13 protein-coding genes are annotated in these 14,447 nt (G+C 63.8%); 7 read left to right on the forward strand and 6 right to left on the reverse strand.

Annotation, left to right across the window (positions count from 1 at the left end):
* Positions 1-3: 3 nt before the first annotated feature.
* Both PWJ82_RS00250 and PWJ82_RS00255 read right to left on the reverse strand, forming a co-directional pair.
* Positions 4-705, reverse strand: coding sequence for a hypothetical protein (locus PWJ82_RS00250; protein WP_274732890.1), 702 nt, complete (start codon positions 703-705; stop codon positions 4-6).
* Positions 702-1,280 carry a PH domain-containing protein gene (locus tag PWJ82_RS00255; RefSeq protein ID WP_274734822.1) on the reverse strand — a complete coding sequence of 193 codons (579 nt, stop codon included), beginning with the start codon at positions 1,278-1,280 and terminating at the stop codon, positions 702-704. The genes PWJ82_RS00250 and PWJ82_RS00255 overlap by 4 nt, the downstream gene beginning before the upstream one ends.
* A gap of 171 nt (positions 1,281-1,451) precedes the next feature.
* Here PWJ82_RS00255 and typA point away from each other — a divergent pair, with 171 nt between their 5' ends.
* From typA to fdxA, 4 genes are read left to right on the forward strand one after another with little or no spacing between them, the layout of a single operon-like run.
* On the forward strand, positions 1,452-3,374 hold the full coding sequence (typA, locus tag PWJ82_RS00260) for a translational GTPase TypA (protein WP_274732886.1): 1,923 nt from the start codon (positions 1,452-1,454) through the stop codon (positions 3,372-3,374).
* A gap of 23 nt (positions 3,375-3,397) precedes the next feature.
* A complete protein-coding gene (locus PWJ82_RS00265; protein ID WP_274732884.1) occupies positions 3,398-3,898 on the forward strand; it encodes a hypothetical protein in 501 nt (166 codons plus the stop codon).
* Positions 3,874-5,688: a VanW family protein gene (locus tag PWJ82_RS00270; RefSeq protein WP_274734823.1), complete on the forward strand. Its 1,815-nt coding sequence runs from the start codon at positions 3,874-3,876 to the stop codon at positions 5,686-5,688. The genes PWJ82_RS00265 and PWJ82_RS00270 overlap by 25 nt, the downstream gene beginning before the upstream one ends.
* A 51-nt stretch (positions 5,689-5,739) precedes the next feature.
* Positions 5,740-6,069, forward strand: a complete 330-nt coding sequence (gene fdxA, locus PWJ82_RS00275; RefSeq protein ID WP_016443178.1) for a ferredoxin — start codon at positions 5,740-5,742, stop codon at positions 6,067-6,069.
* A gap of 31 nt (positions 6,070-6,100) precedes the next feature.
* Here fdxA and PWJ82_RS00280 read toward each other — a convergent pair whose 3' ends face one another.
* On the reverse strand, positions 6,101-7,330 hold the full coding sequence (locus PWJ82_RS00280; protein WP_274732880.1) for a Maf family nucleotide pyrophosphatase: 1,230 nt from the start codon (positions 7,328-7,330) through the stop codon (positions 6,101-6,103).
* 19 nt (positions 7,331-7,349) lie between these two features.
* Positions 7,350-9,026, reverse strand: a complete 1,677-nt coding sequence (locus PWJ82_RS00285; protein WP_274734824.1) for a DUF885 domain-containing protein — start codon at positions 9,024-9,026, stop codon at positions 7,350-7,352.
* Positions 9,027-9,224: 198 nt separating this feature from the next.
* Here PWJ82_RS00285 and PWJ82_RS00290 point away from each other — a divergent pair, with 198 nt between their 5' ends.
* The 3 genes from PWJ82_RS00290 to PWJ82_RS00300 all read left to right on the forward strand — a co-directional run bounded on the left by PWJ82_RS00290 (position 9,225) and on the right by PWJ82_RS00300 (position 12,559).
* Entirely contained in the window at positions 9,225-10,691 is a 1,467-nt protein-coding gene (locus tag PWJ82_RS00290; RefSeq protein WP_274734825.1) for an adenylate/guanylate cyclase domain-containing protein, read from the forward strand.
* Positions 10,692-10,804: 113 nt separating this feature from the next.
* Positions 10,805-11,476 carry a response regulator transcription factor gene (locus PWJ82_RS00295; protein ID WP_274734826.1) on the forward strand — a complete coding sequence of 224 codons (672 nt, stop codon included), beginning with the start codon at positions 10,805-10,807 and terminating at the stop codon, positions 11,474-11,476.
* A 9-nt stretch (positions 11,477-11,485) separates the two neighbouring features.
* Positions 11,486-12,559, forward strand: coding sequence for a sensor histidine kinase (locus PWJ82_RS00300; protein WP_016443173.1), 1,074 nt, complete (start codon positions 11,486-11,488; stop codon positions 12,557-12,559).
* 11 nt (positions 12,560-12,570) lie between these two features.
* On the opposite strand, the gene PWJ82_RS00305 is transcribed toward PWJ82_RS00300, so the two are convergent.
* Together PWJ82_RS00305 and PWJ82_RS00310 are read right to left on the reverse strand one after the other, a co-directional pair.
* A complete protein-coding gene (locus PWJ82_RS00305) occupies positions 12,571-13,089 on the reverse strand; it encodes a GtrA family protein (protein ID WP_274734827.1) in 519 nt (172 codons plus the stop codon).
* Between the two features lie 20 nt (positions 13,090-13,109).
* Positions 13,110-14,447 (reverse strand): LCP family protein, encoded by a 1,338-nt coding sequence (locus PWJ82_RS00310; RefSeq protein WP_274732873.1) that lies wholly within the window; start codon positions 14,445-14,447, stop codon positions 13,110-13,112.

Consider the following 14,447-nt stretch of genomic DNA (forward strand, 5'->3'; position numbering starts at 1 on the left):
CGCTCAGGTGAAAGCCAGGCCGCAGGCGGCGGCTAGGCAGGCCACCCACGCCACACACAAAACCGCTCGGGTGCGATCTACGGATCGCACCGGGCGGTTTGTGCTAGGTACGGGTGGTGGAGCGCATTCCTGCGCTCTTTCCTGCGCTGCCCGCAATTGTTCCGCAGCTCGGGAGAGGGTCACCCACCGGGTAGCGGTGCCACGCCCGGCAGGTACGGGAAGATCAACGTGGCGGGCTGCGGCTGGGTGACGCGCGGGGAGGAGGCGGCGCCCGGCTGCGAGCGCTCCGCCCGCCGGGAACGCCGCCGCATCCCAGTGTTCGCCACCCTGAGCATGGGTTGTGAGATAAAAGCGGGTGGTGAAGCGAGCTACCGCACCCCAAGGTAGCCGGATGGTACGCAGCGGGTTAATAATGCTCAGACCTTCCGCGTTATAGCGCAGCTCGGGGAGGAAAAAGAACGACCACGCCGCTCCGGTTATCCCGGCGGCAAGGAAGAAGGCAACGGGGGCGGAGAAGGGCATAGCAACCCCGGCCGCAATAAAGATGAGAGGCGCGAGCCCGAGGGCGATGAGAAAACCGCCCTTGACGATCTGGCCGCGTGAACGCAGGGTTACCTCGCCTCCTTGACGCGTGACACCGCCGGGCCCGGCCACCTCGCCGGACCCGGACGTTTCGGCCCCGCGGCCTGCCTCGCTCGCGCTCACAGCGCCACCGACCAGGCGATACCGCCGAGCACCCCGAGCACTCCGGCCACCGCGAAGGCGAGCCGATCCCAGGCCCAGTGCCGTTCCACCCGGGGGTGCTCGCTGGGAGCACCGGTGGGAGCATAACGAGAGGCTACCGACTCAATGAACTTTCGCACCGGGAGCGTTGCCGTGGTGACCGTGTGGTCACCCGATTCGTGGACCGGGATGACGCGGCGGGTATCCGGGGTAGGGCGCCCGACGGTACCGAAAGCGCGGGCGTGGATGGCCGCCCCGTCCGTCGTCGTTATAACAAGACCGTACCCGGATTCGACCCCGCGCAGCCGCGGGAACGGAACCCGCAGATCGCGGAAAGTATTGCGTATCGTCACCCCGGAACCATCTACGTCCACGCTGGGCAAATAAAAGAGGGCGTAGCCGGCCAGGCACATGCCTGCCGCAAATACAGCCGCGGGAGGCAGATAGCCCCACCCGCCCTGCCACACCTGCATGACCAGAGCAATGATTCCGATAGCGCCGCACAGCCCGGCGGCGGGGGCGGCCGAGGCGCCGCGAAGACGATAACGTGCAGACATAAGCATATTTTCCCACGTTCACGGCCTGATTGCCGAAAGCTGCGGGCGGCGGTGGTGATTCTTGACATGGTGGCATATACAGTGCGGGCCAGGCGAGTAACATTGCCAGGGGTTTGCGCTCGCGCATCCCTAATATCGCAACGCCGGCGCGGGCCGGCAGGGAAGTAGGTTATGGATAGTCGCAACGATCTTCGCAACGTTGCCATTGTGGCGCACGTTGATCACGGGAAAACTACGCTCGTGGACGCGCTCATGTGGCAGGCCGGGGCTTTCGGAGAGCGCGCCACCGTGGAAAAAACCGGGGAGCGCGTTATGGATTCGGGAGAACTGGAACGCGAAAAAGGTATTACCATCCTCGCGAAGAACACCGCGATCCATTACCGCGGGCCGGCCGCGGCCCCAGCCGGTGCGCCTGAAGGCATCACTATTAATGTGATCGATACTCCCGGACACGCCGATTTCGGCGGGGAAGTTGAACGCGGACTGTCCATGGTGGACGGTGTTATTTTGCTTGTCGATGCTTCCGAAGGCCCGCTTCCGCAAACTCGTTTCGTGCTGCGTAAAGCCCTCGAGGCCTCGCTGCCCGTCATTATTGTTATTAATAAGGTGGATCGCCCGGATGCGCGCATCGCCGAGGTGGAATCCGAAACCCAGGATCTCCTCCTTTCCCTCGCCTCTGACCTGGATCATCCCGACCCGGATATGCTTGATTCCCTGCTGGAAACCCCGGTGATTTACGCTTCGGCGAAGGCCGGGCGCGCCAGCCTCACCCGTCCCGCGGATGGCCAGCTACCTGAAAGCAGCGATCTGGAGCCGCTATTCGAGGCGATCGTCAACTATATTCCCGCCCCGCATTTTGAGGCGGATGCGCCGCTGGCCGCCCAGGTTACCAACCTGGATGCTTCGCCTTTCCTCGGCCGCATCGCCCTGCTGCGGATTTATTCGGGCACTATTAAAAAGGGCGCGACGGTTGCGTGGGTACGTGCTGATGGTACGACGTCGTCGGCCCATATCTCCGAACTGCTTCTTACCGAAGGTCTGGAACGTAAGCCGGCCACCTCCGCCCGGGCTGGCGATATTGTGGCCATCGCGGGTATTCCCGAAATTACCATTGGTGATTCCCTGGTGGATCCGGAGGATCCGCGCCCGCTGCCGCCTATCCACGTGGATGACCCGGCCATTTCCATGACCATCGGGATTAATACTTCGCCGCTGGCCGGTACCGAAGGCAAGGGCCATAAGCTCACCGCGCGGCAGGTCAAGGACCGCCTCGATCAGGAGCTCGTGGGCAATGTGTCCATTCGGGTCCTTCCCACCGGGCGTCCCGATGCCTGGGAAGTTCAGGATCGCGGGGAATTGGCTCTGGCCATTCTGGTGGAGCAGATGCGCCGTGAAGGTTTCGAGCTGACGGTGGGTAAGCCCCAGGTCGTCACCCGCACCATTGACGGGACGGTATGCGAGCCGATGCAGCGCACCACCATTGACGTGCCGGAAGAATACCTCGGCGCGGTTACCCAGCTTATGGCCGCTCGCAAGGGACTCATGGAAACGATGGCGAATCACGGCACCGGCTGGGTGCGCATGGAATTTGTGGTGCCGGCCCGCGGCATGATTGGTTTCCGCTCGGCGTTCCTCACCCAGACCCGCGGCACTGGCATTGCCGCCTCCATCTCGGAAGGCTACGCTCCCTGGATGGGGGAGATTTCTTCGCGGGCTACCGGCTCCCTGGTCTCCGACCGGGCCGGGCAGGTCACGGCTTACGCTCTCCAGCGCCTGGAAGATCGCGGAACCTTCTTCGTCACCCCGGGCCAGGAAGTGTATGAAGGCCAGGTCGTAGGTGAAAACCCGCGCGATGAGGATATGGACGTCAATGTGGTGCGCGCCAAGGAAATGACAAATATGCGCTCGGCCACCGCCGACGTGTTTGAGACCCTGCAAGCGCCGCGACGCCTTACCCTAGAAGAAGCCATGGAATTCGCTGCCGATGACGAATGCCTGGAAGTAACCCCGGAATCCGTGCGGGTGCGCAAAGTTGTGCTGAGCGCGGTGGAACGTGGGAAAATCGCCGGGCGGAAGAAGCGCGCGAAGAAATAGCGCCCGCCCAGACAAGGAGTGAGATGAGGAGGAACCGCACCCCGTGCCCAAGCGAGCGTCCGGTCGTGCCGAGGGTCGCGCTGCGGAGGGTCGCAAAGCTGGTCACCGGCCTGCTGCTCGGGGCTTTCGCCGGGGCACTGGCCGCGGTCACCCACGCGGGGATGGCGGGGATTCCCGGTCTGGCCACCGATATTGTGTGGGTCGGCCCGCTCCTCGCCACGCTGCTCATTGCCAGTGGTGCATCTTTCGCCCGCGATTGGCTAGGATCATGGTGCTGGGCTGGATTCTGGCTGGGTGAAGTGGCCCTCACTTTCTGGGCTTTTGCCGCTCCCGGCTACGGGGACATCGTGGCTTTCCACGGGGTGGCCGCGAACCTCTGGCTTGTTCTCGCTCCGCTCGCCGGGGCATTCCCGCTTCTCAGCGCCCTGGCGCGCCGCCGGCATTCCGCGCCTCCGGGCCCACACCCGGAAACTGACCAGGATCAACCACAGGAGGATGCATGCGACCTGAGCACACGCCGCTAAGCTTCGATACCGGCGAATTCCGGCAGGTGGAAGCTACCCGCAAGCTGCGCTGGCCCTGGATTGTTTCCGCGGTTATCGCGATCCTTCTTCTCGCCTACGTGGGTTATGCGTGGTACAGCGCCGACCGCGTGGCGCGGGGCACCACGGTGGCCGGCATTGAAATCGGCGGGATGAATACCGCCACCGCTACCGAGCACCTCGGTGGTGAGGTTGCCGCGCGGGTGGCTCGCCCGGTTGAGGTGGTTGTGGAGGGCGCCAGTGTGACCGTGAACCCGGGCGATTACTCCCTGGGTGTGGACGCGGCGGCCACGGTGGAGAGCCTGACCGGTTTCACCCTCAACCCCGTGGAGATTTTCCATCGCCTCATCGGCAAGGGCGAGGTCGCCCCGAAGGTCACCGTAGACGACGCCGCACTATCCGCCCAGGTGGATACGATTCGTAACGCCACCGGGGTGGAGGCGCGTAACGCCACCCTTGTGATGGAAGGTACGACGGCGCAGCTCAGCCCGGCGCAAGCCGGGCGCGCCGTCGATACGGAGGCCACCCGCGCCGCCCTGATTGAACAGCCGTTGCGCGGCCAGGAACGTATCGAACTGGGAGCGGTGCCTTCCGAACCCGCTATTAGCACCGAAGCCGCCGAAAAGGCACGCACGGAACTGGCCGGCCCGCTGGTCTCCGGCGACCTCACCGCGAAGGTGGGGGACCGGGCCGTGAACCTCAGCCCGCAAACTCTGGCGCAGGCGGCATCTTTCGTGCCTGAAGGTGCGGCGCTCCAGCTCAAGCTGGACGGTAAGGTGCTGGGCGATGCGGTGCGGGCCGCCGCCCCGGATCTGCTCAAACCGGGGGTGGATGCTCGTATTGAGATCGTGGACCACACCACGCCCACGATTATCCCCTCCCAGGACGGCGTGGGTATTGACGACGCCGCGCTCGCCACTGGCGCTCAGGTTGCCGTGCTGCGTACCGCTGCCGCTGAGCGTCTCGTGGAACTGAGCCCGGCACCAATTCCGGCCGCTTTCAGCACCGCGGACGCGGAAAAGCTCGGGGTCAAGGAAGTGGTTTCCGAAATTTCCACCCCGCTTACCAGCGATTCGGTGCGTACCACCAATTTGCGGGTGGGAACCCGGAAAGTCACCGATACCCTGGTCAAACCGAATGAGACTCTCTCCCTGGAAGCGGCGCTCGGTCCTATTGAGTACTCGGAAGGCTTTGTTTCTTCCGGGGTGGTCATGAACGGTTTCAATAATGAGGCCCTGGGGGGAGGGCTCTCCCAGCTGGCGACGAATGTTTTTAATATCGGCTACCTGGCCGGCTACGAAGATGTGGAGCACCGTCCCCACACCAAGCATTTTTCCCGCTATCCCATGGGCCGTGAATCCACCCTGTGGTCCGGCTCCATTGACGTGAAGTGGAAGAACACCACCCCCTACGGTGCGGTCATCGACACCTACCTGGAGGGTGGCTACGTGGTCACGAAGCTCTGGTCCACGAAGTATTACGATGTCGAAACCTGGACCTCGGAACCGCGCAATTACCGGCAGCCGGTTATGACGGAAGGCAAGGGGCCGGATTGCGAGCCCCAGGGCTTGGGCGATCCCGGATTTACCGTGACCGTGTCTCGCACCGTGAAATTGGGAGATAAGGTCGTTGAGGATTCGTCCTATGACTGGACCTACCAGCCCGATCATGGCCGTACCTGCCCGAAGCCGGAGCCGGCCACCCCGCCCGCACCCGCCCCGCAGCCCGAAGGCGCTCCCGCACCAGCTCCAGCTCCTGCACCCGGTCACTAGATTTGGTGCTGGGCGTGAGCTCGGATTACGGTAGAGGAGGAGGTGACACCGGTGGCTTATGTCATTACTTTGCCGTGCGTCGATACGAAAGATCGGGCGTGCGTGGACGAATGCCCGGTGGATTGCATTTACGAAGGGGACCGTACCCTCTACATTCACCCGGACGAATGTGTGGATTGCGGGGCCTGTGAACCGGCCTGCCCGGTGGAAGCCATCTATTACGAAGATGATGTTCCCGAAGAATGGTCAGTATTCACCGCCGTCAATGCGGAATTCTTCTCTGAATTGGGTTCCCCGGGCGGGGCGCAAAGCCTGGGGCCCACCGGCACCGACCACCCCTATGTGGCCGGCCTGCCGGCGAACGTCAATGATGAGTCCTAGCGCGCCGTCGTTCTGCTCTAGGCGACCCTAGCTAATAGGAAGAGCCGTCGCTCCAATCAAGGGTGGTGCGGGCCAGCTCGCGCACCTGCGGCCAGGTGGCCGCGAAGGAAGGAAGCAGCGGGTAGGAGGTAACATCCTCCACGTTCACCCAGCGCAACTCCATGGACTCCCCGTCGGCCACCGCCTCGATACCGTCGCGGCAGCGCGCCACGAAGCTGGTATAGGACCAATCCACGTGCATGGTGGTGAGTTCCCCACCCCGGCGCAGATCCGTGGGGGCCAGCGCGGTTTCCTCCGTAAATTCGCGCAGTGCACCATCCCAGGGTTCCTCGTCCCATTCGCGTGCGCCACCCGGGAAAGCCCAGGTGGCACCGCCGTGGCTCCAGGGGGAACGGTGTTGAAGCAGGATCTGGATATGCCCGGCGTGGCGCCGGAAAGCCGCGATCCCGGCCGCCCCGTTCATACCCCAATGGCGTTTCCCGCAACCGCACAGCAGGAAACCATCCGCACCGTGCTGGACCGTGCCGTGGTGGCTATCGGCCAAGAAACGCTGCGCGGCTTCCGGAAGCACCCCGAGGGCAGGGCGGGCAGGTTTCGCCCAGAACTGGGTGAAGGACAGGCCCAGGTGCTCCACCAGGGAACGCAGCAGCGGCAGGGAAATTCCCACCACTCCGTGGTAATCACCCTCGAGGCGGTCAATAAAGGGGCCACCCAGGCCGTCCGCGGTAAAGGAACCGGCCACTTCCAGGGGCTCCCCGGTGGCGATATACGCCTCGATCTCCGCCGCGCTCAGGCGCGCGAAAGTGACCGTGGCCCGGGAAATCCCGGCCAGGGAACGCCCGGAAGGAACGTGAACTAGGCAGTGCCCGGTGTGGAGAATTCCGGAATGCCCGGACATGCGGGCCAGGCGCTCGCGGGCCACTTCCGGAGAATGCGGCTTCCCGTAGACCTCACCCTCGAATTCGAACATGGAATCGCAGCCCACCACAAAATCGGCCCCCTGGGCCGGTCCGGGGGTAGCGGCCACATCGCGGGCTTTGGCCGCGGCCAACGCGAGCACTCCCTGGGAGGGACCCCCGTGCACCCGCGCGAGCAGCGCATCTTCATCCACGTGCGATACCTGCACCAGCGGCTCCACGCCCGCGGCCCGCAAGGTGGCCAGGCGGGCCGGAGACTGGCTGGCAAGAGCCAAGGTCAGGGAGGGCAGCGCGGGCATATGCGCCGCGGGCGTATGCGCCGCGCCGCCCCCATCATGAGTCATCGGCATAGGAAGGACCGGCCTAGCGCGAAAGCTCGCTGCGCAGCACGTCCAGGCCCACCCCGCCCAGGCGCAGGGCCTTCATATGCCAGGCCTTGAGGTCGAAGCCAGCGCCCGCGCGGGACCGAGCCTCCTCACGCAGTTCCTTCCAGATCCGCGCACCCACCTTGTAGGCGCTGGCCTGCCCGGGCCAGCCGAGGTAGCGGTCCAGCTCGTAGGAAAGGAAGGACTGTTCCATAGCCACATTCGCGCGCAGGAAACGCCAGGCGGCATCGTGATCCCAGGCGCCGGTGCCGAACTGCCCGCCGGCCACCTTCCCGGCATCCTTACCCAGATGCACGCCCATATCCACCACGATGCGGGCCGCGCGCAGCCGCTCGGAATCAAGCACGCCCATGCGGTCACCCGGATCCTCGTGGAAACCGAGCTCGGCCATGAGGGCTTCGGCGTAGAGCGCCCAGCCTTCCCCGTGCCCGGAGACCCAATAGGCCTGACGGCGCCACGCATTGAGCTGATCCTTGAGGTAGACGGCCAAGCCCAGCTGGAGGTGGTGACCCGGTACGCCTTCGTGGTAGACCGTGGTCTTTTCCTGCCAGGTGTGGAATTCCGTGACGCCTTCCGGCACGGACCACCACATGCGGCCCGGCCGGGAAAAATCATCGGACGGGCCGGTGTAGTAGATACCGCCCGAATTCGAGGGCGCGATCATGCATTCGATGGTGCGCATCGCCTCGGGAATATCGAAGTACTGCGTGGCCGCGGCCATAGCATCATCGGCGGTATGCTGCATCCAGGAGCGCAATTCCTCCACGCCGTGCAGGGTGTAGCGTTCTTCCTGATCGAGGCGGGTGAGGGCCTCGTTCACGCTCACGCCCTCCCCGTACAGCTCGCGCGCAATGGCTTGCTGTTCCGCGTCGATTCGCTCCAGTTCGTGGATACCCCACTCGTATGTTTCATCCAGATCGACGACGGCGCCCAGGAATTCGCGCGAATGCAGCGCGTAACGATCCCGGCCCACCGCATCATTTTCGGTAGCCCCCGGGAGGAGACCCCGCAGTGTTTCGGCCAGTTCTCCGTAGGCCGCGCGGGCCTGGGCAGCGCCTTTCTCCAAAGCGCCGGCAAGTTCCGGGGCTGCGGCCGCCCCGCGCTGGGCCAGCCCCGCGAAGCTACCCGAATCGGAGGCTGCACCGAGGGCCTGCTCCAGGCAGCGCTCCACCTGCCGGGCCGCGAAAACGGGGCCGGAAGCGGCCCGCTGGGCCAGGGATTCCCGGTAGCCGGCCAGGGCCCGCGGCACATCGTTCAGGCGCGCCGCGATGGTTTCCCAATCGGAAGTGCTGTCCTGGGGCATCACGTCAAAAACATCGCGAATCCCCTGGAGCGGGGATTCAATAACATTGAGCTTGCCGACTTCTTCGCCGGCTTCATGCAGCTCAATTTCCAGGCCGAGGCGATCGCGTAGGCCTGCGGCGGTCACCCGATCCGTGGCATCGCGCTCCTCGAGATGATCGAGGGCCGCCAGGGTCTCCCGCACGTTATCCATATGCGCGGCAATCCCGGCGGGGGAGTAATCATCAAGCTTGGTTTCTGGGGCACCGGGCAGGCCGGTGAACGTCACCGTTTCGGGTGAGGTGTCGAGGACGCGCTGGAAATAGCGGTCCGCGAGGGCATCAATATCTGTGTGTTCTCGTTTATTCTCCACTGCTCCAGAATAGCCCGCGGCTACCCTCCACTCCACTCCCAGCAAAATCCCTGGATGAAAACATGGACGTGAGTGTCAAGGATGACTAGTATACTGTGATGGAAGGCACTTTATTTATGGCCGGCGGTTGGCGCTCCCTGTTCTCCTCACCTGAGGCGGCGCCGCGCCGGTGGTGAACAGCTAAGGGAAGGGGCTAGTGTGGCTGAGCAATTCGCTAGCGCGCCGCGCCCCTTACCCTATCCCGAAAAATTGCGCGAAGTGGGCGATGGTGGTGCGCGCAAACATTCCGGTATCGGCCCGGCCATGAGCCCGGACCTCATCGCTTACCTCCTCGGGGGTGGCGTCCAGCCCGCTGAAAGCGCGGAGCTCAGCGCGGATGATATGGCCCAGTTGCGGCGTAACACCGCTGCGGATTTGCCTCTTGGCCCGGAATCCGGAGTGCCCCGGCCCGGGCATGCCGCACGTATGGAAGCCCCGGTAGATTGTAATTTCGTGCCTAGCCGGGAAACAGCGGCCCGCACCTCGCAGCGCTCGCGGGCGTGCCGGCCCGCGCCTGATAGCCGGCGGCCGGGCAGCACTCGGGCGCCGGAGTCCGCCGCGCCAGCGGCGGCGTCGTCGTACCACTACGCACCCCCGCGTCAGCCGCAGGCTTCGGCGGATACGGAACCCACCACTTTCTCCGCCTATATGGAGCATCTTGAAGGCGGGCTACCGCGCTATACCTTGCGCCAGGCCGCGGAGCTTACCAATATGGACACGGAAGGCGTGCGGCGTTTTTGGCTGGCGCTCGGTTTCCCCACCATCGTGGATGAAGATAATGAACGCGTTTTTACGGACGGGGATATTACCGCGATGCGGGCGATGGCGGAATCGCTCGGGGAATCCCCGCTGACGGAATCGGCCCTTACATCGCTGCTGCGCGCCAGTGCCCACAATGTGGATCGCATGCTGCAATGGCATGTGGAAACCTTGCTTGAACTGGCCGAAACTACGGGTGGGCTCGGGCCGGTGGATGCGCGGCGCTGGGTGCTTGATCATTTCGCCGATATTGAAGAATTCTTGCGGCGTACCGCAGCGTATACCTGGTCGCGGCAGGCCGCCGCGCTGCTGCGCCATACCGAAGCGGAAATCGCCCATATTAATGAGGATGACGCCATCCCGCAGATTCCGCGCGCGGTGGGTTTTATCGATATTGTGTCCTTCACGAACCGGACCGAGCGGATGACCTCACGCCAGTTCATGGAATTTATTGAGCGTTTCGATTACACCTGCCGCGCCGTCATTACCGGTGGGGGTGGGCGCGTGGTTAAATCCATGGGCGATGCTTTCCTCTTTATTGCGGACGATATCGTTACGGGTGCAGATATTGTGTGCGATGTGACCCAAGCCCTGCGCGATACCCCGGAGATTCCGGCGGTGCGGGCCTCCCTCACCTGGGGGCCGGTACTGGGGCGTTTCGGTGATGTCTTCGGGCCGTCGGTGAATATGGCCTCCCGGCTGGCAGATGTGGCCTCCCCGGGTACGGTTCTTACCTCGCGTCCGGTAGCGACCGCGCTCAAGGCAGTAGGGGAGAATCGCTTCACCACGATCTCAGTGGGAACCCCTACTCTCCAGGGACTAGGTGCCACCGAGGTGCTGGAGCTGCGTCGCATCCGTGCGCATTAAGAACGGGTGCTTTCGCGTGTATCGAGAAAGCCGCTCCGGGGCTGGCTTACGCCCGTTTCACGCCCCGGGGCACAGGCCCTGAGTGAAAAAAGAAAATAGCTTAGACTTTCAGTGTGACTACTTTGCTTCTTGTTGAGGATGATGCCGCTATTTCCGGACCGCTGGCCCGCGCGCTCGGGCGGGAAGGGTACACCGTGGACCTGGTTGCTACCGGGCGGGATGCGCTGGACCAGCTCACCAACGGGGTCGATATTATGGTCTTGGACCTCGGTCTGCCGGATATGGATGGCCTCGAGGTAGCGCGGCAGGCTCGCGGGGAGGGCCATACTTTCCCCATTCTCATTCTTACCGCACGCACCGAAGAAGTGGATATGGTGGTGGGCTTGGATAGCGGGGCGGATGATTACGTCACGAAGCCTTTCCGGCTCGCGGAGCTGCTGGCTCGGGTGCGGGCGTTGCTGCGGCGTACCGAGCAGGGCAATGACCATCTCAATGCCCAAGATATTTCGGTGGATACCGGGGCGCGCCGGGCGCTACGCGAGGGAGTGGAGCTGCCACTCACCGCTAAAGAATTTGATTTGCTTACCGCGCTGATTCGCAGGGCGGGGGATGCCGTGTCACGTGAACTGCTGCTCAGTGAAGTGTGGGGGGATGAAAACGGTTCCTCCTCGAAGAAACTTGATATGCATATTTCGTGGTTGCGCCGTAAATTGGGCGACGACGTTGATAGTCCTCGCTATATCTCCACGGTGCGGGGACTGGGCTTCCGTTTCGAAACTCACTAAGAAGAACCGATGCGCGCACGTTCTTTGCGGATGACGATCCGCACCGCGCTGGCGGCTATTTTACTGGTCGGGATTCCCGCGCTGGTGATGGGCGGGGTGACGATCCCGCGCAATGCCCTTGATGAGGGGCGGGCCCGGCGGGATATGGTGCTCTTCTTAGGGGCGGAAATCCTGGCGATTATCGTAGCTATTTTGGTGGCGGTGGGGATCGCCATGCGGGTCTCGCGCCGCATTTCCGCGCCGCTTATCTACCTGGCTGCCGCTGCCGAACAGCTGGGAGCGGGAACCACCCGCCCGCAAATGGCGCCCTCGGGAATTGAAGAAATTGACCTGGTCTTTGAGGAGATCGCGCGCGCCGCGGATCGCATGGCCGGCAGGCTTTCCGCTGAACGACAATTCGCGGCCGATGCCTCCCACCAGCTACGCACTCCGCTCACCTCGCTATCCATGCGTCTGGAGGAAATCCAGTACCTCAGCAAGGATCCGGACGTTAAAGAAGAAGCTACGCGTTGCCTGGAACAGGTGGAACGCCTGACCGGAGTGGTGACCGATCTGCTTCACGCCTCGCGTGCTCAGGAAAGTGCCACGGAGGCGGTGGCGTTGCAACCCATTTTTGCCCAGCAGGGTGTGGAGTGGGAGCGGGCTTTCGCGGCGGCAGGCCGGAAAGTGGTCTTCACGGTGGGCGAGCACGGCCCGGTGCTCTCTGATCCCGGGGCGCTCTCCCAAATCATTGCCACGTGCGTGGAAAACTCGCTGAAATACGGGGCAGGGACGACGGCGGTTACCTCGCGCCCAGCCGGCCGGGGCGTCATTATCGATATTAGTGACGAGGGAGAGGGAGTCGCTCCCGAATTCGTGGAAGCTATTTTCACCCAGGGATTTTCCCTGGGCGGGTCCACCGGATTCGGCCTGCCGCTCGCCCGCCAACTAGCCGAACGCAATGGCGGGCGGCTGGAATTATCCCAGGCGCGGCCTCCTGTTTTTTCGGTGGTCCTTGCCGCGCTCCCGGCTGCTCTTGACCCGGCGAAGGTTTTCCCCGCGGGTGGCGAAATTTCGGTGGGTGCCCGCAGGCGGCGTTTCTAAAATCCGCGGCGCTAGTCGCGCACCCGGAACACCACGTAGCGGTAGAGCACGTAGCGGCAGGCGGTGCCCAAAATTAGCCCCACCACATTGGAGGAAATATTATCGGCCAGCTGGGAGCGCATATCCAGCACGTAGCGGGAGAACCACAAGCAACCCAGCTCAATCGCCATTCCGCACAGATTCACCGCCACGAATTGCAGGAATTCACGCATTTTTTCGGTGGAGCGCTGGCTGCGGAACGTCCACAAGCGATTAGCCACCCAGGAGAAAATCACGGACAGCGTAACGGATATGACTTTCGCCGTCATGGATTGGTCGCCCGGCAGCCGCACCAGTCCGGTATGAGCCAGCAGATTAAAAATACCCACATTGACGATATAGGCCCCCAGCCCCACCGTGCAGAACTGCAGGAATTCCACGAGCCACTGCCGGAAGGTCTGGCCCTTGAGCAAACGGCGCAGCAATTTCTCCACCCGGGCGCGGGTGGAAGAACGCGGTGCTGGGGTTGGTTCCGGTGCTGGGGCAGTCATCGAGCTGAGACTATCACGCTTTAGAAAGCGGGAAGCATATCGGCCGGAGTCAGGCTCCCCTCGCGCATTTTCCGGAAGAATTCCGGGGTACGCTGCGGATCGAGGAGCACATTGGATTGCCCGTTAGCTCGGTAATCAAGATCAGCGATGGGGGGAACCCCGGCCAGGCCGCCTTCGCCCAGCACGCTCCCGAGCGCCAGCCCGGCCCGCCCCACGTTGTACAGCGAGGTATCGCGATCTACCGTGAGAATGGAGCCGGCGGTGCCGACCATGCGCCGCTGCAGCGGGAAATCCACCAGCGTTGCCGGGGTCTTCAGCTTGCTAATCAGGGAGGACACCACCTGGCGTTGCCGGTTGGTACGCCCGAGGTCACCCAGCGGATCGGATTTGCGCATCCGCGCGAAAGCGAGGGCTTGGGCGCCGTTTGTATTGTGGCAGCCAGCTTCCCATACCATGCCAGAGTCCGCATCGTCCACGTCGTCGTCGTAACACAGGCGCACTCCGCCGGCCGCGTCCACAATCTGCTGCACCCCGGCCATAGAAATCTGGATGTAGTGGTCCACCGTCATCCCGGAGAGCTCCTCAACCGTTTCCACCAGGAGGCGCGGCCCGCCCAGCGCAAAGGAAGAATTGAGCTTTTGTTCGCCCTCCCCGGGAACATTCACGTAGGAATCACGCGGGAGGGAGACCAGCGCGGGCGCCCCGGATTCGGGCACGTGGAGCAACATAATGGTATCCGCGCGTTCGCCCTCGGTCGGGTCGTCAATGCCGTCCGCTTCGCGCACATCCGAGCCCACAATAAGGTACGTGGTTCCGCTCGTTGCACCGGCCCCGCTCAGCGCATCCGTTCGGGTCAGCTTGGAATTACCGTAGAAGAACAGGTAGGCGGGCCAGGTCACCGCAAGAATAAGAAGAACGACGACGATGCCAGCAACCCAGCGCCACGGGTGGCGGCGCCGGGTCCGCCCGGCAGGCGCACCCATCCCGGGCGTATCCGGTGCCGGATAGCGATCAGCGCCGGGAAGCGGGTGGGCGGCGGCCGGTGCAGCCTGCGCGGCGGGGCGCGCCGGCGGGTAGGAAACTACCGGGGGATAGGAAGGTGCCTGCTCGAAGGACTCTGCCGGACGAGCGGGTGCCCCCTGGCGCTGCGGAGCAAAGCTCGGGGGCTGCACGGGGGCGGGCCGGCGCGGAGCTCCGGCGGCCCGGGTAGCGCCCGGAGTATCGGCGTAGTGTTCGCGTGCTGCGGGTGGCACAGTGCGGCCGCGTCCCACCGCTTGGGCGCCCTGCGAGGATGGGCGCGGAAGCTTGCGCTTAGGTGGGAACGACGGCGGCGGGGTAGCCCCATGGAAACGGTTCAT

Origin of the sequence: Actinotignum schaalii (assembly GCF_028864145.1) — a bacterium.
GTDB classification, from domain to species: domain Bacteria; phylum Actinomycetota; class Actinomycetes; order Actinomycetales; family Actinomycetaceae; genus Actinotignum; species Actinotignum schaalii_B.

Bases quoted from the DNA above. Each gene is read 5' to 3' on its own strand.
- PWJ82_RS00265 (WP_274732884.1), top strand. From the start codon at position 3,398: ATGAGGAGGAACCGCACCCCGTGCCCAAGCGAGCGTCCGGTCGTGCCG.
- PWJ82_RS00255 (WP_274734822.1), bottom strand. From the start codon at position 1,280: ATGTCTGCACGTTATCGTCTTCGCGGCGCCTCGGCCGCCCCCGCCGCC.
- PWJ82_RS00270 (WP_274734823.1), top strand. From the start codon at position 3,874: ATGCGACCTGAGCACACGCCGCTAAGCTTCGATACCGGCGAATTCCGG.
- PWJ82_RS00300 (WP_016443173.1), top strand. From the start codon at position 11,486: ATGCGCGCACGTTCTTTGCGGATGACGATCCGCACCGCGCTGGCGGCT.
- typA (WP_274732886.1), top strand. From the start codon at position 1,452: ATGGATAGTCGCAACGATCTTCGCAACGTTGCCATTGTGGCGCACGTT.
- PWJ82_RS00310 (WP_274732873.1), bottom strand. From the start codon at position 14,447: ATGAACCGTTTCCATGGGGCTACCCCGCCGCCGTCGTTCCCACCTAAG.
- PWJ82_RS00305 (WP_274734827.1), bottom strand. From the start codon at position 13,089: ATGACTGCCCCAGCACCGGAACCAACCCCAGCACCGCGTTCTTCCACC.
- PWJ82_RS00280 (WP_274732880.1), bottom strand. From the start codon at position 7,330: ATGACTCATGATGGGGGCGGCGCGGCGCATACGCCCGCGGCGCATATG.